The organism is Pseudonocardia sp. ICBG1034 (assembly GCF_020131375.1).
In the GTDB taxonomy this organism is placed as follows: domain Bacteria; phylum Actinomycetota; class Actinomycetes; order Mycobacteriales; family Pseudonocardiaceae; genus Pseudonocardia; species Pseudonocardia alni.
In genome coordinates this window covers 33,759-54,920 of record NZ_JAHLEK010000019.1, presented here as the reverse complement: position 1 = coordinate 54,920, position 21,162 = coordinate 33,759, and the positions used below count along the sequence as shown (strand labels likewise).

19 protein-coding genes are annotated in these 21,162 nt (G+C 74.0%); 15 read left to right on the top strand and 4 right to left on the bottom strand.

Annotated features, from left to right (window positions below; genetic code table 11):
• The first annotated feature begins 2 nt into the window (after nt 1-2).
• The gene (locus KPF22_RS20295) at nt 3-2,171 is read left to right on the top strand and encodes a helix-turn-helix domain-containing protein (RefSeq protein ID WP_224403014.1); all 2,169 of its coding nucleotides are present in this window, start codon (nt 3-5) and stop codon (nt 2,169-2,171) included.
• Nucleotides 2,172-2,198: 27 nt separating this feature from the next.
• Here the strand turns inward: KPF22_RS20295 and KPF22_RS20290 are convergent, their stop codons facing one another.
• The 3 genes from KPF22_RS20290 to KPF22_RS20280 form a co-directional block, all read right to left on the bottom strand.
• Complete coding sequence (locus tag KPF22_RS20290; RefSeq protein ID WP_224403013.1) at nt 2,199-2,510, bottom strand: BMC domain-containing protein; 312 nt, start codon at nt 2,508-2,510, stop codon at nt 2,199-2,201.
• Nucleotides 2,511-2,794: 284 nt separating this feature from the next.
• On the bottom strand, nt 2,795-4,147 hold the full coding sequence (locus KPF22_RS20285; RefSeq protein ID WP_208824875.1) for an MFS transporter: 1,353 nt from the start codon (nt 4,145-4,147) through the stop codon (nt 2,795-2,797).
• Nucleotides 4,148-4,301: 154 nt separating this feature from the next.
• On the bottom strand, nt 4,302-4,919 hold the full coding sequence (locus tag KPF22_RS20280) for a TetR/AcrR family transcriptional regulator (protein WP_224403012.1): 618 nt from the start codon (nt 4,917-4,919) through the stop codon (nt 4,302-4,304).
• Nucleotides 4,920-5,069: 150 nt separating this feature from the next.
• Between KPF22_RS20280 and KPF22_RS20275 the strand changes: the two genes are divergently transcribed.
• From KPF22_RS20275 to KPF22_RS20250, 6 genes are read left to right on the top strand one after another with little or no spacing between them, the layout of a single operon-like run.
• Nucleotides 5,070-5,966 (top strand): MaoC/PaaZ C-terminal domain-containing protein, encoded by an 897-nt coding sequence (locus KPF22_RS20275; RefSeq protein ID WP_224403011.1) that lies wholly within the window; start codon nt 5,070-5,072, stop codon nt 5,964-5,966.
• Nucleotides 5,963-6,784 (top strand): alpha/beta fold hydrolase, encoded by an 822-nt coding sequence (locus tag KPF22_RS20270; protein ID WP_208824881.1) that lies wholly within the window; start codon nt 5,963-5,965, stop codon nt 6,782-6,784. The genes KPF22_RS20275 and KPF22_RS20270 overlap by 4 nt, the downstream gene beginning before the upstream one ends.
• Nucleotides 6,785-6,792: 8 nt before the next feature.
• Nucleotides 6,793-8,424 (top strand): AMP-binding protein, encoded by a 1,632-nt coding sequence (locus tag KPF22_RS20265; RefSeq protein WP_224403010.1) that lies wholly within the window; start codon nt 6,793-6,795, stop codon nt 8,422-8,424.
• On the top strand, nt 8,421-9,641 hold the full coding sequence (locus KPF22_RS20260) for an acetyl-CoA C-acetyltransferase (RefSeq protein WP_224403009.1): 1,221 nt from the start codon (nt 8,421-8,423) through the stop codon (nt 9,639-9,641). Before KPF22_RS20265 ends, KPF22_RS20260 begins: the two co-directional genes overlap by 4 nt.
• Nucleotides 9,638-10,432 carry an NAD(P)H-dependent oxidoreductase gene (locus KPF22_RS20255; RefSeq protein ID WP_224403008.1) on the top strand — a complete coding sequence of 265 codons (795 nt, stop codon included), beginning with the start codon at nt 9,638-9,640 and terminating at the stop codon, nt 10,430-10,432. The genes KPF22_RS20260 and KPF22_RS20255 overlap by 4 nt, the downstream gene beginning before the upstream one ends.
• Nucleotides 10,429-11,586, top strand: coding sequence for an acyl-CoA dehydrogenase family protein (locus KPF22_RS20250; RefSeq protein ID WP_224403007.1), 1,158 nt, complete (start codon nt 10,429-10,431; stop codon nt 11,584-11,586). Before KPF22_RS20255 ends, KPF22_RS20250 begins: the two co-directional genes overlap by 4 nt.
• Nucleotides 11,587-11,660: 74 nt before the next feature.
• Here KPF22_RS20250 and KPF22_RS20245 read toward each other — a convergent pair whose 3' ends face one another.
• On the bottom strand, nt 11,661-12,950 hold the full coding sequence (locus tag KPF22_RS20245) for an ROK family transcriptional regulator (RefSeq protein WP_224403006.1): 1,290 nt from the start codon (nt 12,948-12,950) through the stop codon (nt 11,661-11,663).
• A 130-nt stretch (nt 12,951-13,080) separates the two neighbouring features.
• Between KPF22_RS20245 and KPF22_RS20240 the strand changes: the two genes are divergently transcribed.
• From KPF22_RS20240 to KPF22_RS20205, 8 genes are all read left to right on the top strand, one after another.
• Nucleotides 13,081-13,938, top strand: coding sequence for a sugar phosphate isomerase/epimerase (locus KPF22_RS20240; RefSeq protein WP_224403005.1), 858 nt, complete (start codon nt 13,081-13,083; stop codon nt 13,936-13,938).
• A 14-nt stretch (nt 13,939-13,952) separates the two neighbouring features.
• Nucleotides 13,953-14,996 (top strand): Gfo/Idh/MocA family protein, encoded by a 1,044-nt coding sequence (locus KPF22_RS20235; RefSeq protein ID WP_224403004.1) that lies wholly within the window; start codon nt 13,953-13,955, stop codon nt 14,994-14,996.
• Complete coding sequence (locus KPF22_RS20230) at nt 14,993-15,913, top strand: sugar phosphate isomerase/epimerase (RefSeq protein WP_208824899.1); 921 nt, start codon at nt 14,993-14,995, stop codon at nt 15,911-15,913. The genes KPF22_RS20235 and KPF22_RS20230 overlap by 4 nt, the downstream gene beginning before the upstream one ends.
• A 129-nt stretch (nt 15,914-16,042) precedes the next feature.
• Entirely contained in the window at nt 16,043-17,620 is a 1,578-nt protein-coding gene (locus KPF22_RS20225; RefSeq protein WP_224403003.1) for a GMC family oxidoreductase, read from the top strand.
• Nucleotides 17,617-18,036 carry an ATP-binding cassette domain-containing protein gene (locus KPF22_RS20220; protein ID WP_224403002.1) on the top strand — a complete coding sequence of 140 codons (420 nt, stop codon included), beginning with the start codon at nt 17,617-17,619 and terminating at the stop codon, nt 18,034-18,036. The genes KPF22_RS20225 and KPF22_RS20220 overlap by 4 nt, the downstream gene beginning before the upstream one ends.
• Before the next feature lie 75 nt (nt 18,037-18,111).
• A complete protein-coding gene (locus KPF22_RS20215) occupies nt 18,112-19,125 on the top strand; it encodes a sugar ABC transporter ATP-binding protein (RefSeq protein WP_224403001.1) in 1,014 nt (337 codons plus the stop codon).
• Nucleotides 19,112-20,125, top strand: coding sequence for an ABC transporter permease (locus KPF22_RS20210; protein ID WP_208824903.1), 1,014 nt, complete (start codon nt 19,112-19,114; stop codon nt 20,123-20,125). The genes KPF22_RS20215 and KPF22_RS20210 overlap by 14 nt, the downstream gene beginning before the upstream one ends.
• Nucleotides 20,122-21,153 carry an ABC transporter permease gene (locus tag KPF22_RS20205; RefSeq protein WP_224403000.1) on the top strand — a complete coding sequence of 344 codons (1,032 nt, stop codon included), beginning with the start codon at nt 20,122-20,124 and terminating at the stop codon, nt 21,151-21,153. Before KPF22_RS20210 ends, KPF22_RS20205 begins: the two co-directional genes overlap by 4 nt.
• Nucleotides 21,154-21,162 lie beyond the last annotated feature (9 nt).

The window sequence follows — 21,162 nt, the reverse complement described above, 5'->3', positions numbered from 1 at the left end:
GGATGACGACACTCGACCGGGTCGGAGCGACGACGGGCGTCGACGCCCTCGGCAGGCTCCTGGGCACCGTCCCGCCGTCCCCGGACGCGGCCGCCGAGCTGCTGGTCGGCGCGGCGACCCTGCTGGCAGGCACCTCGATGACCGTCGCGGCCTGGCGGGACGGGCGGTGGCAGGTGCTCGCCGGCTCCGGGGTCGGAATGGCGGGTCTCCCGCCGGGCGGCCCGTCGGCGGCCGAGGTCCGGTCCGGCCGGATCGTCGGGCCGGACGGCGCCGCCGCGCTGTGCTGGGACCCCGAGGTCCGGCTCGCCCCCGGGCCCGTCGGGCTCCTCGAGCAGGCCCGGGTGTGGATGTCGTTGCAGCTGGCCGGGGCGCGCGCCGAGGACGAGGAGTACGCGGCGACGGTCGAGGCCGACGCGGTCCGCGAGGTGTCGCGGCGGCTGCTGTCGGTCCGCGACCTCGACCAGGTCCTGCTCACGGTCTCCGAGCAGACACTGCGCCTGCTCGAGTCCGACATCTGCGGGGTGATGCTCCGCGAGGGCGACGTCGTGCGGATGCGCGCCTGCGTCGGCAACCGGGCGACACAGACCGCGCGGCTGACGATGCGCCGCGGTCAGGGCGTCGCCGGGCTGGTGTTCCTCACCGGTGAGCCCGCCAGGATCGACTCCTACCTCGACGACGAGACGATCAGCGACGACTTCAACTCCCTCGCCGAACGGGAGGAGACCCGGTCGGCACTCGCCGTCCCGCTGCAGCTGCAGGGGGAGTTCCTCGGCGTCCTGGAGGTGTGGCGGCGCCGGCACTCGGTGTTCACCGACCGCGACATGCGCCGGATGGTCACCCTCGCCGACTTCGCGACGATCGCCATCGACAACGCCCGTCTGCACGACGAGCAGGTGGCCGCCGCGGCCGAGCTGAGCCGGGCCCACGAGGCGCTGCAGAACCAGCACACGCTGCTCGACCGGGCGTCGCGGCTGCAGCAGGAGCTGCTGCGCATCGTCGTCGGCGGTGGCGGTCTGCCCGCGGTCACCCGGACCGTCGCGACCGAGCTGGGCTGCGAGGTCGCGGTCTACGGCCCCGACGGTGCGCGGGTGGCGGGTCACCGGGCCCGGGACCTGGTCTCCCGGCTGCCCGCGTCGGTGCCGACCCGCGGCGGGGAGATCGTGCCGACGCCGGAGGACCGGACCTCGCTGGCGCACCCCGTCTACGCCGACGGCGACCAGGTCGGCCAGGTGCTGTTCGCCCGGTGCGGACCGTCGCAGGACCTCCTGGCGGCCGTCGCCGGGCAGGTGGCGATGGCCTGCTCGCTGGCGTTGATGCGGGAACGGGCGGTGGGCCGGGCCCGGGCCGAGGCCGCCGAGCAGGTGCTCTGGGACCTGCTGCAGGGCTCGGTCGAGCACCGGCTCGCCGCGCGCACCCGCGCCCAGCACCTCGGCATCACCCTGACCGGGGGGTTGCGGGTGGTGCACGGCCGGATCGAGAACGTCGAGGTCCTCACCGCCCAGCACGGTTGGGACACCTCGCAGGTCGACCGGGTCCGGCGCCGGGTGCTGCGGATCGTCCGCACCCTGCACGGCCGCGGCCTGTCCCTGGCCAGCCTGCGGGGCGACCTGCTCGTGGCGGTCGCCGCCGACCTGGACCGCATCGGCGCGAAGAACCTGGTGAACGCGTTCTCCGGGGCCGTGCACTCCGAGCTCCCGGAGCTGCGCCTGCGGTGGGGGATCAGCCGCGAGTACCACGAGGCCGTCGACCTGCCGAGCGCGTTGAACGAGGCCCGCACCGCGCTGTCGGCCGCCAAGCGCTTCGGCGGGCAGGACGTGTTCCTGTACGAGGAGCTGGGCATCGTGCGGCTGCTGCTCGGCTCGGGCGACGACCCCGACCTGCAGACCTTCGTCGACGAGGTGACGGGCCCGCTGCTGGACTACGACCGCGACAACGACGGCTCGCTGATCCGCACGCTGCGCGCCTTCTTCGACGCCGACTGCTCCCAGAAGCTGGCCGCGGACCGGCTGTTCGTCCACCACAAGACCCTGCGCTACCGGCTGGAGCGGATCCGGAAGCTGACCGGCCTGGACCTGGGGCGCCACGAGGACCGGATGCGCGCGGACTTCGCGTTGCGGCTGCTGCAGGTCACCCGGCACGACGACCCGGAGGACACGGACCCGGGCCGCTGACCCGGGCCGCCGCCGGGGCCCGCCCGCTCAGGTGGTGCGGGTGGGCTGCACGGCCTCGCCGATGACGCCCTCGGTGTCCTCGTGCGGGCGGGGGATGACGTGGCTGCTGTACAGCTCGCCGACCCGGGCCGCCGCGGCCGTCCCGGCCGCCACCGCGGCGTTCACGGCGCCGACGTCGCCCCGGACCAGCACCGAGACCTGGCCGTTGCGCAGGGTTCGGTACCCCTCGACCTCCACGTTGGCGGCCTTCACCATCGCGTCCGCCGCCTCGATCGCCCCGACCAGGCCCCTGGTCTCGACCATCCCGAGGGCGCCACCGGCCCGTCGTGCGTCCGACATGGAGCCGTCTCCTCTCGAGCGGGACACCGACGCCTGCGTCGGCCCGACCCACGGTAGGTCCGTCCGGCGGGGGGCACGCTGTCCCGCCCGGACAACGGGACGGGCGGGGGTTGTCCCCGGCGGAGGGGCCGCTCCGGTGAGGGACGCGGGCGGAGCAGCCGGGCGGCAAACGTGGCCGCCGACCGGGGCGCGTGTGGCGGGGGGCGTCGGCGGACAGCTCCCGGCAGGGGCCGTCCTCCGGGGACCGGATCGAGCGCGGTGGATCCGGGAGCCGGCCGGAGCGCTCAGCCCGGGGTGGCGACGGTCCCGGCCGCCTCGGCGTCGGAGGTCTCGTAGAGGTCGCGGCGGTAGCGCTCCTTCAGCGTCGCCACCGCGACGAAGGTGACCACGGACGTGGCGATGATGTAGAGCGCGACCGACCAGGAGGCACCCGTGCCCGCCAGCAACGCGGTCATGATGAACGGGGCGAGGCCGCCGGCGAACACCGAGGCGAACTGGTAGCCCAGCGAGGCACCCGAGTAGCGGACGTCCGCCGGGAACATCTCGGCGTACAGGGTGGCCTGGGGCCCGTACATCGTCGCGTGGATGGTGAACCCGACCAGCAGGGCGAGGAACACCAGCGGCAGCGAGCCGGTGTCGATCAGCAGGAACATCGGGAAGGCCCAGACCGCCATCAGCACCGTGCCGGTCAGGTAGAGCTTCTTCCGCGAGCCCATCCGGTCGGTCAGACCGCCGAAGAACGGCATCGAGACGACCTGTGTCAGGCCCGCGCCCATGACGCACCACAGGATCGCCGACCGGGACATGCCGACCTGTGTGGTGGCGTAGCTCAGCATCCCGCTGATCAGGATGTAGAAGGTGGCGTTGACGACGAAGAACGCGCCCGCGGCCTGCAGGATCTCGCGCCAGTAGTGCCGCACGGCCTGGACGAGCGGTGCCTTGCGCAGTCCGGCGTCGCGCCGGGACTCCGCCGACCGTTGCTGCAGGTCGTGGAACACCGGGGTGTCCTCGATCTTGAGCTGCACGTAGGCGCCGATCAGGACGAGGGCGAGGCCGGAGAGGAACGGGACGCGCCACCCCCAGGTGACGAACTGCTCCTCGGACAGGACGGTGGTCAGCAGGAGGAAGAAGAGGTTGCCCGCGACCGCTCCTGCGATGGCGCCGGTCTGCACGAGCGACCCGTAGAACCCGCGCCGCTCGACCGGGGCGTGCTCGGTGAGCAGCAGTGCGGCGCCGCCCCACTGGGCGCCGACGCCCAGGCCCTGGACCAGGCGGGCGACCACCAGCAGGACCGGTGCCCAGATCCCGATGGTCGCGTACCCGGGCAGGACGCCGATCGCGAACGTCGCCACGCCCATCAGCAGCATGGCGGCGACCAGCGGAGGCTTGCGGCCGAAGCGGTCGCCGACGTGCCCGGCGATGATGCCGCCGAGCGGTCGCGCGACGAAGCCGACGGCGAACGTCGCGAAGGAGGCCAGGGTGCCGGCCACCGGGCTGACCGAGGGGAAGAACAGGTGCCCGAACACGAGGGCGGCGGCCGTGGCGTAGATGAGGAAGTCGAACCATTCGAGCGCGGTGGCGAAGACCGCCGCGGCAGCGAGCCGGCCCATCTTCTTCGGGGGTGCGTGCTGGTCCATCCGGGTCCACCTCCAGGCCGCAACGGTGCGGCGGTGAGGGTGCCGGAGAACGACGAGCTCCGGCACGAGTACGAACGATCGTTCTTAGGACGCTAGCGACTCGGGTCACCACGGACAAGAGGCATCTCGCCGGGTCGCCCCCCGGTGGCGGGCGTCAGTGCGTGAGGGGGGCCTCGAGCAGGGCGAGGGCGTAGCGCGCGTACTGCTCGGCGAGCTGGCCGCGGCCCAGTGCGCCGTCCGGGCGGTACCAGCTCGCGATCGCCGCGACGGCACCGAGGATCGTGCGTGCCGCGTCGGTGGCGTAGGGCGTGCGGAAGGCTCCGTCGGCGACGCCCTGGGCGACGATGCGCTCGAAGGCGTCCTGGGTGACGTCGCGGTCCTCCACCAGTGCGGCGCGGTCCCCGGGTTCGAGGTAGCGGAGCTCGTTGGTCGCCACCAGGGTCGCCGTCTGGTGTTCGACGACGAACCCGACGTGCGCGCGGACCGCCTCGCGCATGCGGGACGGGGCGTCGTCGCCGGCCAGCTCCACGGCCGACAGGACGCGGCTGCGCAGCTCGGCGTTGGCGTGTCGCAGCGCCGCGGCCAGCAGCTTGGACTTCGACGGGAAGTAGTTGTAGAGGTTGGACAGGCTGGTCTCGGCGCCGCGGGCCACGTCGCGCATCGAGGCGCCGTTGAACCCCTGGGTGCCGAAGGCGTGGATCGCGGCGTTCAGGATCGCGGCCTCGTTCCGCCGCCCCGTCTCGGCGACCAGGGTCGGGGAACGGTCGTTCATGTCGCTCACGGTAGCGCACCCGCCACGGCGCTCCTGCTCTTGACGGGCCGGGGAGCTGCTGATTGCATGAGATACGTAAGAACGTTCGTTCATGTCGCCGCGAGCTGGTCGGGAACGACGATCGCGACGGCCCGTCGGAGAGGACGGTCGATGAGCACCAGTGCCACCACCGGGTCCCCGGTGCACGCCGGTGGGCCCGGGGCAGGGACGGCCGCGCCCCATTTCGAGGACTTCGAGGTCGGGCAGGTCTACACCGGCCCGGCACGGAACTTCTCCGCGGCGGTGGTCGCGGCCTTCGCCGAGGTCAGCGGGGACCGGGCCGCGCTGCACACCGAGCACGGCCGGTCCGCCGACGGCCGCCCGCTGGTCCACGGTCCGCTGGGCCTGGCCGGCTTCTTCGGCTGGCACCACGAGCGCGGCCTGTCGGCGCACGTCGAGGCGGCGTTCGACACCCACTGGGACTTCGTGGCGCCGATCCACGTCGGCGACTCGGTCACCTACGAGATGACGGTGACCCGCACCCGTCGCACGTCGGCACTGCGCAACGGTGTCGTCGGCAGGCACGTGGTGGTCCGCAACCAGCACGACGAGGTCGTGCAGGTGGGCCGGACCACCGCGCTGGTCACGGCGCGCGAGGCGGTCGACGACCGCCGCGCCCGGCTCGGCCGGTCCTTCCCGTCCGTGGAGTGGGCGCGGGCGCTGGCCACCGCGCTCGGCGACTCGGCCGCGTTCACCCAGGCCACCGGGACCTGGGACGGCACCCTCGGCCTGCGCCTCGGCGGCGACCTGGTGCTGTTCCGCGTCTACAAGGGACGGGTGCTCGAGGCCGGGACCCGGACACCGGACGGGCCGACGTTCGTCGTCTCCGCGCCCGACGTCGTGTGGGCCCGGCTGCTGACCGGTCCGCGCAACGACTTCACCGAGCGGACCCTGCGCGACGAGTTCGAGGTCGAGGGCAGTGCCTACGAGTACCTGCGGCTGACCGCGGCGGTCGTCGCGCTGGTCGACGAGGCGCGGGCGTTCGCCCGGACGGAGGGGACACGATGAGGGCCGACTACGTCGAGGTGGGCGGGACCCGCGCTTTCGTGCTCGAGGAGGGCGAGGGACAGCCGGTGCTGTGCCTGCACACCGCGGGCCAGAACGGTGTGCAGTGGCGGGAGGTCCAGCCGCGGCTCGCCGAGCTGGGCTACCGCGTGGTGGTCCCGGACCTGCCCGGGCACGGTCGCTCGGAGCCCGCCGCCGGCGGCCCGGTGCGGGACCTGGGCGTCTACGCGCAGTGGTGCGAGGAGCTGATGGACCGGCTCGGGATGGACCGGCCCTTCGTGGTCGGCTGCTCCATCGGCGGGGCGATCACCCTGCAGCTGGCGGTGCGCCGCGGTGCGCGCCTGGCCGGCGCCGTCGCGATGGCGGCGCACGGCGGCACCGACTCCGCCATGCTGAGCGTGCGCGGGCTGGAACGCGAGCTGGTCGACTCGGCCGCGCCCAGCCGCTCGGACCGGACCTACCTCGGCACGCTCGCCGTCGTCGGGCGGCGGGTGGCGGCCGAGCGGGCGGAGCTGATCGCGCGCATGCACCGCCGCGAGGACCCCGAGATCTCGACCAGCGACCTCATCGGCTGGGCCACCCACGACGTGCGGGCGACGCTCGACGGCGTGGCCTGCCCGACCCACCTCGTCGTCGGGGACGACGACCTGTGGCTCGACCCCGCGGACGTCCGCCGGGCCGCCGAGCTCATCCCGGACTCCCGCTACACCCTGCTGGAGGGCATCGGGCACTACCCGATGGAGGAGGTCGAGGGCTTCGCCGACGTCCTGCACGGCTGGCTCGGTGAGCTGGGCGCCCGCGAGAGCCGGGGTGCCGCATGACCGGCCGCGTGACCACTCTGTCCGACCTGCTGGCCGACACCGCCGCGGCCGCGCCGGAGAGCACCGTGGTCATCGACGGCGGGCCCGCGCCGCGCCGGGTCACCCGGGCGGAGCTGGTCGCGCGCGTCCTCACGCTGCGCGAGGACCTGCGGGCCCACGGCGTCGGCGAGGGCGACTGCGTGGGCGTGTGGCTGCCGAACTGGTCCGAGTCGCTGGTGGCGCAGTTCGCCGCGGCCGCGCTCGGCGCCCACGTCATCGGCATCAACACCCGCTACGGCGTGGCGGACGTCGCGCACGTCCTGGACCGGGCCCGGCCGCGGGTGGTGCTGATCGCCCACGACTTCCTCGGCCTGGACCTGCGGGCGAGGCTGCGCGAGGCGGTCGCCGAGGCGGACGTGCCCGCCCCCGGCATCGCCGTCGTGACCGGACCCGGCCGTCCACCCGCGGACGAGGCCGTCGCCGCGACCTACGACGTCGGCGCGGGGGCCTGGGTGCCCGGCCCGCCGTCGGACGCGGCCGACCCGCAGGCGCTGCGCGGCACCCGGGACGCCCTGGCCGTGGCGTTCACGACCTCCGGCTCGACCGGCATGCCGAAGCTCGCCGCCCACCTCGGCAGCGCCGTGGCCACCCACGCCCGGAACGTCGCCGCCGCGGGCGGCTGGGACGCGGAGTCGGTCAGCCTGGTCGTGCTGCCGCTGTCCGGGGTCTTCGGCTACGTCCCGGCGCTCGCCGCGATCGCCGCCGGCGGGGCGGCGCTGCTGGAGCCCACGTTCGACGACGACCTGGTCGTGGCCCACATGGGCGAGTTCGGGGTGACCCACCTGGCCGGCGCGGACGACGTGGCCGGGAGGCTGATGGAGAGCCACCGCGCCCACGGCGGCGACCTGTCCGCGTGGCGCCGCCTGCTCATCGGGGACTTCTACGGCAAGTCGATCCAGGTCGCGGAGTGGGCCGAGAAGGAGACCGGCACCCCGACCACGGGGATCTTCGGCTCCAGCGAGCTGTTCTCGCTGCTGTCGTTCTGGCTCGAGCACGACCCGGCGCCCGCGCGCTGGCGGGCGGGCGGTCGACCCGTGTCCCCGGACATCGAGGTGCGCGCCGTCGACCCGGTCACCGGCGGGCCGCCGCCCGAGGGTGAGCCCGGCGAGCTGCAGTTCCGCGGCTACGCCGTGGTCGACGGCTACCTCGGCGACACCGACGGTGCGATCCGCGCGCGCTCGTTCACCGCCGACGGCTGGTTCCGCTCCGGCGACCTGGGCACGGTCCGCCCGGACGGCGCGTTCGACTACGCGGGCCGGATGGGCGACTCGTTCCGGCTGCGCGGCTTCCTCGTGGAGCCCGCCGAGATCGAGATCCGCCTGGCCGAGCACCCGGACGTGGCCCGGAGCAAGGTCGTCGGCGTGACGGTGGACGGGGGCACCAGGGCCGTCGCGTTCGTCGAGGCCGTGCCCGGCACCACCCCGGACCCGGCCGCGCTGCGGGCCTGGTGTGCCCAGGCGCTCGCGACGTTCAAGGTGCCCGACTCCGTGCACCTCGTCGAGCAGATGCCGACCACCGTCGGCACCAACGGTTCCAAGATCAAGGCCGCCGCGCTGCGCGAGCTCGCGGCGCGGCTGTACAGCACGGAGGTCCCGACGTGAGCCCGTCCGACGTGGTCGTCTGCGACCCGGTGCGCACGCCGGTCGGCGTCGACGGCGGGGTGTTCGCCACCCTGACCGCCGCGGACCTGGCCACCCAGGCCCTGCAGGGGCTGATCGCCCGGACCGGGCTGGGGGAGGGCGACGTCGACGACGTCGTGCTCGGCTACTGCTACCCGACGAGCGAGGCGCCCGCCATCGGCCGGGTCGCCGCGCTGAACGCGGGGCTCGGCGTCGGCGTGGCCGGCATGCAGCTCGACCGCCGCTGCGGCTCCGGGCTGCAGGCCGTCCTGCAGGCGGCGCTCACCGTCGGGCAGGGCTGGGCGGACCTGGTCGTCGCCGGTGGCGTCGAGGCGATGAGCCAGGCCGAGTACTACGCGCTGGGCCTGCAGAAGGGAGTCCGCGGCGACGAGCTGCGGATGGTCAACCGGATCACCCGGGGCCGCACCACCGCGGGCGGGGTGCACTTCCCGGTCCCCGGCGGCATGCTCGAGACCGCCGAGAACCTGCGCGCCCAGTACGCGATCAGCCGCACCGAGCAGGACGAGTTCGCGCTCGCCTCGCAGGAGAAGGCCGTCGCGGCGACGAAGGAGGGCCGGTTCGCCGAGGAGATCGTGCCGGTCACGGTGCCCGGGACCCGCCGCACGCCGGAGACCGTGGTGACCCTCGACGAGCACCCGCGCGCCGGTCTCACCCTGGACGACCTGGCGCGGCTGCGGCCGGTCCGCCGCCACGAGGACCCGGACGCCACGGTGACCGCGGGCAACGCCTGCGGACAGAGCGACGGCGCGTCGGTCTGTGTGGTGACCACCGCCGCGCGGGCGGCCGAGCTGGGCCTCACCCCGTTCCTCCGCATCGTGACCTCCGCGCTGGCCGGGGTGCCACCGCGGACGATGGGGATCGGCCCGGTCCCCGCGGTCGCCACGGCGCTCCGGCGCGCCGAGCTGGGGTGGGCGGACATCGACCTGATCGAGGTCAACGAGGCGTTCGCGGCCCAGGTCATCGCCTGCCTGCGGGAGTGGGGCCTCCCCTCGGACGAGCCGCGGCTCAACGTGAACGGCTCGGGGATCTCGCTCGGCCACCCGGCCGGAGCGACCGGCTGCCGGATCCTCACCACGCTGGCGTACGAGATGCGCCGCAGGGGGAGTCGCTACGGCCTGGAGACGATGTGCATGGGCGGCGGCCAGGGGCTCGCCGCGATCGTCGAGCTCGTCGCGTGAGGGTCCTCTGGGTCCTCGCCCACCCCGAGCCCCGCTCGCTGAACGGTGCGCTGAAGGACGCGGGCGTCGCCGCGCTCGAGCGGGCCGGGCACGAGGTCGTCGTCTCCGACCTGCACGCCATGGCCTGGAACCCGGTGGTCACGGCGGCGGACTACGGTTACGACCCGGACGAGCGGTTCCGGGTCGGGCCGGTGTCGGCCCAGGCCTACGCCGCCGGGGCGCTGAGCGCGGACGTGCGCGCCGAGCAGGACAAGGTCGCGGCCGCCGACACGCTCGTCGTCCAGTTCCCGCTGTGGTGGTACGGCATGCCCGCGATCCTCAAGGGCTGGTTCGACCGCGTGTTCCTCAAGGGCTTCGCCTACGGCGTCACCGATCCCGACCACCCCGGCCGCACCCTGCGCTACGGCGAGGGTCCGCTCGCCGGCAAGCGGGCGCTGGTGGTGACCACGGTCGGCGGGCGCGGCCCGGACCTCGGACCCCGCGGCGTCCACGGGCACCTCGACGAGCTGCTCTTCCCCCTGCAGCACGGCACCCTGTTCTACGTCGGCTACGAGGTCCTGCCGCCGGTCGTCGTCACGGGCGCGAACCGGGTGTCCGACGAGGAGTTCGCCACGGCCTCGAAGGAGGTCTGCGAGCGGGTGCTCGCCATCCCGCGCACGGCGCCGCTCCCGTTCCGCAGGCAGAACGGCGGGGACTACGACGACGACCTCGTCCTGCGCGACCACCTCGCCCCCGGCCGGGCCGGGCTCGGCATCCACCTGCGCGATCGACCCACGGAGACGGAGAGATGACCGAACCGTTCCTCACCGAGGACCGCCTGGCGATCCAGGCGATGGCCCGCGAGTTCGCGATGAAGGAGGTCCTGCCCGTCGCCAACGAGCTCGACCCCCAGCACGGCGAGATCCCGATGGCCCTGCGGGAGAAGATGGCCGGGCTGGGCTTCTTCGGCATCCTCATCCCGGAGGAGTACGGCGGGCTCGGCCTGGGCCTGTCCGAGTACGCGATCATCGTCGAGGAGCTGGCCCGCGCCTGGATGAGCGTGGCCAGCCTGATCGCCCGCGGGCAGCAGTTCACCGCCGGGTTCGACGCCGACCAGCGCGCCCGCTACCTGCCCGCGATGGCGCGCGGCGAGTTCCTCAGCGCGTTCGCGCTGTCCGAGGCCGAGGCGGGGTCCGACGTCGCGAACCTGAGCTGCCGCGCCGTCCCGGACGGCGACGGCTGGCGGATCACCGGCCAGAAGATGTGGTGCACCTTCGCCGACGGCTCGGACTACCTGCAGGTCTTCGCGCGGACCGAGCCCGTCGACCCCGCGCACCGCTCGCGCGGGGTGACCTGCTTCCTGATGCCGAAGCAGCGGGGCACCCTGCCCGAGGGCGTCACCGGCACCCCGGTCCGCAAGATCGGCTACCACGGCTGGAAGACCTGGGAGCTCGCCTTCGACGGCGCCTGGGCGAGCGAGATCGTCGGCGAACCGGGCAAGGGCTTCCGGATCGCCATGGGCGACCTGGACACCGCCCGCATCCACACCGCGGCGCGGGCGATCGGGCTGGCCCGCGGGGCGCTGGAGGACTCGATCGCCTACGCCGGCGAGCGCGTCCAGTTCGGCCGCCCGATCGGCGTCAACCAGGGGCTGCGGTTCACGATCGCGGACATGGCGGCGCAGGTCGAGGCCGCGCGGGCCCTGATGTACCAGGTGTGCACCGCGGTCGACGCCGGGCAGCCCAGCCCGACGCAGGCCTCGATGGTCAAGCTCGTGGCCTCCGAGATGGCCGAGCGGGTGACCAGCGAGGGCCTGCAGATCCACGGCGGCGCCGGCTACACCACGGACTTCCCGGCCGAACGCTACTGGCGGGACGCGCGGCTCACCAAGATCTTCGAGGGGACGTCGGAGATCCAGCTGCGGATCATCTCCGACGCCCTGCTGGGGAGAACCGACCGCGCGTGAGGTGCGGCTTCGCCGTCGTCGCTGCCCGGCACACGCCGGTGTCGCCCGGTCGGGGCCATGTCCACCGGGTCCGGTCAGGCAGGTGTGCTCGAGCGCGAATGCAGATCCGGCATCCCGGCCGGACTGCCGTGCGGGATCCACCGGGCCAGCAGGTCCCGCCCGAACAGCTCGTCGACGGCCATGCAGGCCGCTCCGGTCGGGCCGGCCCGTTCGCCCAGCGACGCCCGTGCGATCTGCAGGTCGCGGGTGGCCAGCGACAGGGACCGTCGATAGACCGACTGGCGGACGCCGGCCAGCAGCAGATCGCCCGATGCTCCGACCCGCCCGCCGAGCAGGATCGTCGACGGGTTGAAGAAGTTCACCATGGCGGCCACGGTGTCCCCGACCAGTCGACCGGCCCGCGACAGCAGCTCGACCGCAACCGGATCGCCGAACTCGGCGGCGAGCAGGACGTCGTCGGAGGTGATCCGGCCCGCCTGGGCGATCCGCTCGGCCAGGTGCCCTCCCCGGCTGTCCCGGGCGGCCGTCGTCGCATCACGGGCCAGGGCTGCGCCGCCGGCCAGTGCCTCGAGGCAGCCGACGTTCCCGCAGCGGCACACCACCTGCTCCGCGCCGGGGACCGATCCGGTCAACCCGACGTGTCCGATGTCGCCTGCCGAGCCCTGTGCGCCGCGGTGCAGCCGTCCGCCGGAGATCAGTCCCGCCCCGATCCCGGTACCGATCTTGACCAGGACCAGGTCCGGGGACCCGACTCCCCGGCCCGCCCGGTACTCGCCCAGCGCCATCAGGTTGACCTCGTTGTCCACGAACGCGGGCGCGTCGTACCGGGTGGCCAGCCGGTCGCGGACCGGGTAGCCGTCCCAGCCCGGCATGATCGGTGGCGCCACCGGACGGCCGGAGGCGAACTCGACCGGCCCGGGCACTCCGAGACCGACGCCCCAGACGCCGGCGTCCCGGTCGGCGAGCATCTCGTCGAACAGGCTCTCCACCCGGCTCAGGCCGGCCGCCGGGCCGGCGGCGATGTCCCAGGCGCGACTCCTGTGGTCGATCAGGCGCCCGCTGAGGTCGGCGACACCGGCGTCGAACCCGGTCGCTCCGAGCGAGGCCACCAGCAGCACCCCCGCATCGGCCTGGAAGCGCAGCTCGCGCGGTGCCCGGCCGCCGGTGGACATCCCGAGCTCCCCCTCGGTCACCAGGCCCGCGGCCTCCAGCTGTCCCAGCCGCTGCGAGACGACCGTGCGCCCGAGCCCGGAGCGGCGGGCCAGCTCCGGGCGGGTGCGCGCACGACCGGAACGAACCAGGTCGAGCACGGTGACCAGCGTGTCCAGCTGGTCCGGCGCGACCCCCTGCACGGACGGTCCCACTCGGTGGCCTCCTCGTTCCGCCTGGGCCGATCTTCGGAGACTAGCCGATTGACTTTTGCACAGATCAAACTTTAGTGTCCACGCATCGATCGAAAGTGCGGCGGGGTCGCCGCACCGGAGGAGGTGGGCCGTGCGTCTCGGCTATCACTCGATCACCTGGGGCGGGGTCACCGGCGCCGCCGCCGGGGTGACCAGCGTCAAGGACCTCGTCTACCGGGTCCCCGGAGACATGGACCGGGCGCTGCGCGAGATCTCCGCCGCCGGCTACCGGGGCGTCGAGATGTTCGACGGGAACGTGCGCGAGTTCGCCGAGGTCCGCGACGACCACCCCGGCTCGCTGCACCGGCTGCTCGACGAGACCGGGCTGTCGCTGGTCGGTGTCTACACGGGCGGGAACTTCGTCTACCCCGAGATCCTGCCCGACGAGCTGCACCGGGTGCGCCGGGCCGCTGAGGACGCCGCCCGGTTCGGTGCGGCACAGCTGGTGGTCGGTGGCGGTGCGCCCCGGGCGCAGGGGATCGCCGACGGCGACCACGACCGGCTCGCCCGGGCCCTCGACACGGTCGCCGGGATCGCGGCGGAACACGGCCTGTCCGCCTGCTACCACCCGCACCTGGGCACGATCGGGCAGTCCCCGGAACAGATCGAGGCCGTGTTCTCCCGGTCCTCGATCGGCTTCTGCCCGGACACCGCCCACCTGGCCGCCGGTGGTGGCGACCCGGCCGCGCTCATCCGCCGCCACGCGGACCGGATCCGGCACGTGCACCTCAAGGATCTCGGGTCCGACGGTGCCACGTTCCTCCCGCTCGGCCGCGGCGTGCTCGACCTGGACGGCGTGCTCGCCGCCGTCGCCGAGGTCGGCTACGACGACTGGCTGGTCGTCGAGCTGGACACCTACGACGGCGACCCGGCCGAGGCGGCCCGGATCAGCCGCGCCTGGCTCGACGGCGCGCTGGACCGGGCCGGGCTGACCGTGACGACGAGTTGAGACAGGAGCAAGCGATGGCGGACAGGCTCCGCGCCGGGATCATCGGCGCCGGGTTCATCGGCGGCGTGCACGCCCACGCGGTCCGGGCGGCCGGGGGCGAGGTGACCCGCGTCGCGGCCTCGCGCCCCGACCGGTCGGAGGAGGCCGCCGTCCGTCTCGGTGCCCGCACCGCGGCCGTGAGCGGCGAGGCACTGGTCGACGCCGACGACGTCGACGTGGTGCACGTGTGCACCCCGAACTCGACCCACGTCGCCCTGGCCCGCCGGGCGCTGGCCGCGGGCAAGACCGTGATCTGCGAGAAGCCGCTCGCGACGACGCTGGACGACGCGCGGGCGCTGGTCGCCGCGGCCCGGGACCGGGTCGCGACGGTGCCGTTCGTCTACCGTTTCCACCCCGCGGCCCGGGAGATCCGGGCCCGGGTCCAGGCGGGCGGGGCCGGGCCGCTGCACCTGCTGCACGGTGCCTACCTCCAGGACTGGCAGGCGGCCGGAGCGCCGGCCGGATGGCGCGGCGACGCCGCCGAGGGCGGCGCGCACCGTGCGTTCGCCGACGTCGGCGTGCACTGGTGCGACCTCGTCGAGTTCACCAGCGGGCACCAGATCACCCGCCTGCTCGCCGCGACCGCGGGCGGGGGCACGGCCAGCACCGTCCAGTTCGAGACCGACAGCGGCGCCACCGGCTCGGTCGTGGTCAGCCAGACCGCGCTCGGCCGGCGCAACGCGCTGCGCATCTCCCTCGACGGCGAGCGGGCGGCCTACCGATTCGACCAGGAGTCGCCCGAACAGCTCTGGATCGGTGACCGCGACGGCGACCGGGTGCTGCACCGCGGCGCGCCCGCGTACTCGCCGGCCGCGGCGCGGTACTCACTGCTCCCGCCCGGGCACCCGCAGGGCTACCAGGACTGCTTCAACGCGTTCGTGGCCGACACCTACTCCGCAGTCCACGGCGATGCACCGGACGGGTTGCCCACGTTCGCCGACGGCCTGCGTGCCGCCGAACTGACCGACGCGGTGATCCGCTCGTCGGAGTCCTCGACCTGGGTGGAGGTGCCCTCGTGAAACTCGGAATGCTCACCGCCTGTCTGCCCGACCGGCCGCTGGACGAGATCGCCCGGTGGGCCGCGGGAGCGGGCTACGAGGCCCTCGAGGTGGCGGCCTGGCCGGCCATCGGCGACCGGCCGTTCACCGCCAGCCACCTCGACGTCGTCGCGTTCGGCGAGCACGAGGCCGACGCCACGCGCGCGCTGTTCGACGAGCACGGCCTGACGCTGAGCTCGCTGGCGTTCTACGACAACAACCTGCATCCCGACCCGGGCGAGCGGAGGGCGGTCAACGACCACCTCGCCGCCTGCATCGACGCCGCCGCGCTGCTCGGCTGCCCGACCGTCGGGACGTTCGTCGGACGGCACCCGGGCAGGACGGTCGCGGAGAACCTGCGCGACGCCGAGGAGGTGTTCGCACCGCTGGTGGAGCGGGCCGGCGAGCGCGGGATCAAGCTGATCGTCGAGAACTGCGTGATGGAGGGCTGGCACCCGGACGGCTACCCGGGCAACCTCGCCTACTCCCCGGAGCTGTGGGAGTGGATGTTCTCGCTCGGGCTCTACCTCAACTACGACCCCAGCCACCTGGTGTGGATGGGCATCGACCCGGTCGAGGCCCTGCGCCCCTACGTCGACCGTGTCCCGCACGCCCAGGCCAAGGACATCCAGCTCTTCCCGGAGCGGCGCCACCGCTACGGCTGGCCGGGCAAGGCCGTCGTGCGCGAGGACCCGTTCGACGTCGGCTGGTGGCGTTACCGGGTGCCGGGTCTCGGCGACGTCGACTGGCGCCGGGTCGTCGACACCCTCTACGAGGGCGGCTTCGACGGCGTGCTGTCGGTCGAGCACGAGGACCCCGTCTGGGGCGGCACCGAGGACCGGATCCACACCGGCCTGGAGGTCGCCCACCGCACCCTGCGGCCGCTGATCGTGGCCTGAGCCGCTCGGCGGGGCCCGGCCGGGCCCCGCCTGCACCCCCGCACCTCGGTGAGAAGGGCGGGACGACGGCCGGCCCCGTCCGGGGCCGGCCCCCACCCGTGCACTGCCCGCAGCAAAGGAGCTAGGGAGATGAGCGAGACCTTCGACGTCGTCGTGGTCGGCGGTGGGACGGCCGGCTGCATCGTGGCGGCCCGGCTCAGCGAGGACCCCGGCCGGCGGGTGCTGCTGATCGAGGCCGGGCCCGACTACGCCACCGCGGTACCGGCCGCCGTGCTCGAGGGCCGGGTGGTCCCGATGCGCGGACACGCGGCGGACGTCGACCCCCGCCACGACTGGGGGCTGGCCGCGGAGGGCGCCGGCGGCGCACCGATCTCGGTGCCGCAGGGCCGGCTGATCGGGGGCGGCTCGGCGATCAACGGCATGATCTCGCTCCGCGGTGCGACGGCCGACTTCCGGGAGTGGGCCGAGCGGGGCAACCCGCGCTGGGACTGGGCGCACGTGCTGGCCGCCTACCGTGCGCTGGAGGACGACCCGGCCCCCGGCCCGGACATCCACGGCCGCGGCGGCGCGTTCCCGATCGCACGCGCCGAGGAACACGAGTACGCCCCGCTGCAGGCCGCGTTCGTGCGGAGCTGCCGGGCGCTCGGGGCCGGCTACCAGCCGGACTTCAACGCCCCGGACGCCGAGGGCGTCGGTCCCGCCCCGATGAACCGGGTCGGCACCACCCGGATGTCCACCGCGGCGACCCACCTGGCGCCGGCCCGCGGCCGGCCCGGCCTGACGGTGCGCGGTGACCTCCACGTCCGGCGCGTCGTCCTCCGGGGCACCACCGCGACCGGCGTCGAGCTGACCGACGGCACGGTGATCGACGCGGGCGAGGTGGTGCTCACCGCCGGCGCGATCCAGACCCCGGCCCTGCTGCAGCGCTCCGGGGTGGGCCCGGCGGCGCTGCTGTGCGGGCTGGACGTCCCGGTCGTCGCGGACCTTCCGGTGGGGGAGAACCTGGGCGACCACTTCTCGGTGCCCCTGCTGGCCGCGCCGCGCGAAGGCACCTGGGCTCCGAAGGACTTCAGCCTGCAGACGGTGCTGCGCACCTCGACCGCGGCGCAGCCGGGCGCCCTCGACGCGCAGCTGACCATGTTCACCTACCTCGACGTGTCCACCACCGAGGCCGGCGCGCGGGGGCTGGCCGGCACCGGCGGGACGGGCCACGGCCAGCTCGCCGGGATGGGGTGCGTGCTGAACAAGCCCCGTTCGGTCGGCACGGTCCGGATCACCTCCACCGACGCGACGGTGCTGCCCCGGGTCGCGCCGGGCTATCTGACCGAGCAGGTCGACCGGGACGCGATCCGCGAGATCGTCCGGCTCGGCTGGGCCGTCATCACTGGCGAGCCGCTGGCCGGGATGCTGCACGAGCCGATCGGGCTCGACGCCGCCACCGTCGCCGACGACTCCGCCCTGGACGCCGCGATCGAGACCATGACCGCGTCGGGCTACCACTTCACCGGCACCTGCGCCATGGCCCCGGCCGGGCGCGGCGGTGTGGTGGACCAGGACGGGAGGGTGCACGGACTGGCCGGTCTGCGGGTCGCGGACGCCTCGGTGATCCCCGTGGAGCCCGCCGCCAACACGATGCTGCCCACCGTGATGACCGCGGAGCGGCTCGCCGCCGCGGCCCGCGGGCGCTCCTTCCCGGAGGCGTCGTGAGCACCCCGGTGGTCGAGATGTCCGGCGTCGCGAAGCGCTTCGGCGGCGTCGTCGCGGTCCGCCACGTCGACCTGGAGCTGTTCCCCGGCGAGGTGCACGCGCTGCTCGGGGAGAACGGTGCCGGCAAGAGCACGCTGGTCAACATGCTGGCGGGCGTGCACCGGCCGGACGCCGGCACGATCGCCGTGGACGGCACCGAGGTGACGATCCCGAACCCGCGCGTCTCGCGGTCCCTGGGCATCTCCGTGGTGCACCAGCACCCGGTGACGTTCCCGGACCTGACGGTGGCCGAGAACATCATGCTGGCCGGTCCCGCGCCCCGCAGGCGCACCCGGCTGCTGGACCGGGGCGCGGTCCGCCGGCACGCCCGCGAGGCACTGGCCCGCCTGGACGTCCGGCTCGACATCTCGGCCTAGGTCAAGCTCCTGTCCGCGGCGGACCAGCAGCTGCTCGAGATCGCCAAGGCACTCGACGCGGACACCCGGCTGCTGGTGCTCGACGAGCCCACCGCGGCGCTGTCCACCCGGGAGGTGGACCGCCTGATGGAGATCATCGCCCGGCTCAAGGCCGACGGCGTCGCGGTGCTGTTCGTCGGCCACCGGCTGAACGAGGTGTTCGCGCTCGCCGACCGGGTGAGCGTCTCGCGCGACGGGGCCACGGTCGTCACCGGTCCGGCGCACGGGTTCACCCCGGAGTCGGCGGTCGGGCACATGGTCGGCCGCTCGGTGGAGACGGTGTTCCCGAAGGCCGACGTCGAGCTCGGGCCGGTACGCCTGGAGGTGCGCGGCCTGGGCAGGCGGGGCGCCTACACCGACGTGTCGTTCACCGCGCGCCGCGGCGAGATCCTCGGCCTGGCCGGGCTGGTCGGCGCCGGTCGGACGGAGATCGCCCGCGGGCTGTTCGGGCTCGAACCGGCCGACGCCGGCGAGATCCTGCTCGACGGCACCCCGGTGGACATCGCGACACCGCAGCAGGCGATGCGCCACGGGATCGCCTACGTACCCGAGGACCGGCAGTCCGAGGGGGTGGTGCTGGAGCACTCGATCGCCTTCAACCTGCCGCTGGCACTGCTGGAGCGACGGCCCCGGTTCGGTCTGCTCTCCCCGCGCGCCGACCGGGCGCTCGCGGACGACTACATCGAGCGGCTCGGCATCCGCACCAGCGGTCCGGACCAGCTGCTCGGTGAGCTGTCCGGGGGCAACCAGCAGAAGGTCGTCATCGCGAAGTGGCTGGCGACCGACCCGTCGGTGCTGATCCTCGACGACCCGACCAAGGGCATCGACGTCGGCGCCAAGGCCGAGGTGCACCGGCTCGTCTCCGAGCTGGCCGGACGCGGCCTGACCATTCTCCTGATCAGCAACGAGCTCGAGGAGCTGCTGTCGGTGTCCGATCGCGTGGTGACGTTCTACCGCGGTGCCCAGGGACCCGGGTTCGACCGGCGTCCGTTCGACGCGGGACAGGTCCTCGCCGCGATGACCGGGCAGGTGGCCGATGTCCACATCTGACACGCGCACCGCGCCGGAGGCGGGACCCACGCCCGGGATCCGGCGTCGGATCCCCCGGGAGGCGGGCCTCGGTGTGGTCCTGGTCGTGCTCGTGGTGTCGTTCGCGACGTCCACACCCCGGTTCGCCACCGGTGACACGTTCGCCCAGATCGGCACCGACCTGGCCATCGTGCTCATCGTCGCGGTCGGTCAGGCCCTCGTGCTGTTCACCCGCAACATCGACGTCTCGGTCGGGTCCACGGTCGGACTCACCGCCTACCTCGCGGCCGGCCTCACCGCAGCCGTCCCCGGGCTGCCGGTGGTGCTGTCCGTGCTGGCCGCCTGCCTGCTCGGGGCGGCCCTCGGAGCGGTCAACGGCGCCCTGGTCGCGACGCTCAAGGTGCCCTCGATCATGGTCACACTGGGCACGCTCTACATCTTCCGCGGGCTCAACTCCGCGTGGGCGGGCAGCTCGCAGATCACCGCGCAGAACCTGCCGGCCTCCTACTCGGCGATCGCCACCGGGACGGTGCTCGGGATCCCGCTGATGGTCCTCTACGCGCTGGCCGTCGCCGCGCTGGCGCACCTGGTCGTCCGGCACACCGTCACCGGTCGCGCGATGCTCGCCGTGGGCAGCGCACCCGCATCGGCCGAACGGACCGGCATCGCCTCGAAGCGGCTGGTGTTCGGGGCCTACACCGCCACCGGGCTGCTCTGCGGCCTCGCCGGGGTCCTCTGGGGCGCCCGCTACGGCACGGTCGACTCCTCCGTGGCGACCGGCTTCGAGCTCGTCGTCCTGGCCGCCGTCGTCGTCGGCGGCGTCAGCATCACCGGCGGGGTCGGCACCGTCGGCGGGGTCGTGCTGGGCGCCGCGATCCTGTCCGTGATCGGCACCGGACTGGCGCTCGCCGACGTCTCCGCGTTCTGGCTGCAGGCCGTCCAGGGACTGGTGATCATCCTGGCCATCACCCTCGACCTGGTCCTGCGGCGCCGCCTGGAATCCCGAGGAGTGTCCACATGACCGCGCGGACGACCGAGCTGCGACCCGTCGCCACCCCCGCGCGACGACGGCTCCCGACCTGGTTCGGCACCTGGGAGATCACGCTCTCCGCACTGGTGGTCCTGGCCCTGCTGGCCGCCTCGGTCACCAGCCCGTACTTCTTGACCGGCCAGAACTTCTCCATCTCGGCGACCGGCGCGCTCGGGCTGAGCCTGATGGTCGTCCCGATGGCGTGGCTGATGGTCGCCGGGGAGATCGACCTCTCGGTGGCGTCGACGTTCGCGCTCTCCGCGACGGTGTTCGGCCTGGCCGTGTCCGGGGGCCTGGGCACCTGGCCCGCGATCGGGCTGGGTGTGCTGACCGGGGCGCTGGCCGGGCTCGTCAACGGACTGCTCGTGGTGGACGTCGGGCTGCCGTCGCTGATCGTCACGATCGGGACGCTGGGCCTGTACCGCGGACTGTCCTACGTGCTGCTGGAGAACCGGGGCATCAGCGACCTGCCGCCCGGGCTGACCACGTTCGCCCAGGAGAACCTGCCCGGCACCCTGGTGCCCTACGGCTTCGTGGCCTTCGTCGTGCCGGCCGTCGTGGCGGCGGTGCTGATGCACCGCGGAGCGGTGGGCCGGGCCGTGTTCGCGATCGGCAGTAACGCCCGGGTGGCCCGCTTCTCCGGGCTGCGGGTGGGCGCGGTCAAACGTGGCCTGTTCGTGGTCTCCGGCGTCGTGGCCGCGGTGGCGGGCATCGCCTACGCCGGATACGTCAGCACCGTCCGTGCCAGCAACGGCACCGGACTGGAGCTGATCGTGGTGGGCATCGTGCTGATCGGCGGGATCAGCATGTACGGCGGGAAGGGCTCGTTCGTGGGGGTGCTACTGGCCCTGCTGCTGGTCACGGTCCTCACGAGCTGGATGACGCTGGCCGACGCCGAGACCGCCGTGCAGTACATGGTGACCGGGTTGCTCATGGTCGGCGCGGTCGTCGTGCCCGCGGTGTCCCGGCGGGTGACCGCGTGGCGGGAACGCCGCCGCTCGGCCGGGAGCGTCCGGTGAGGCGCCCCG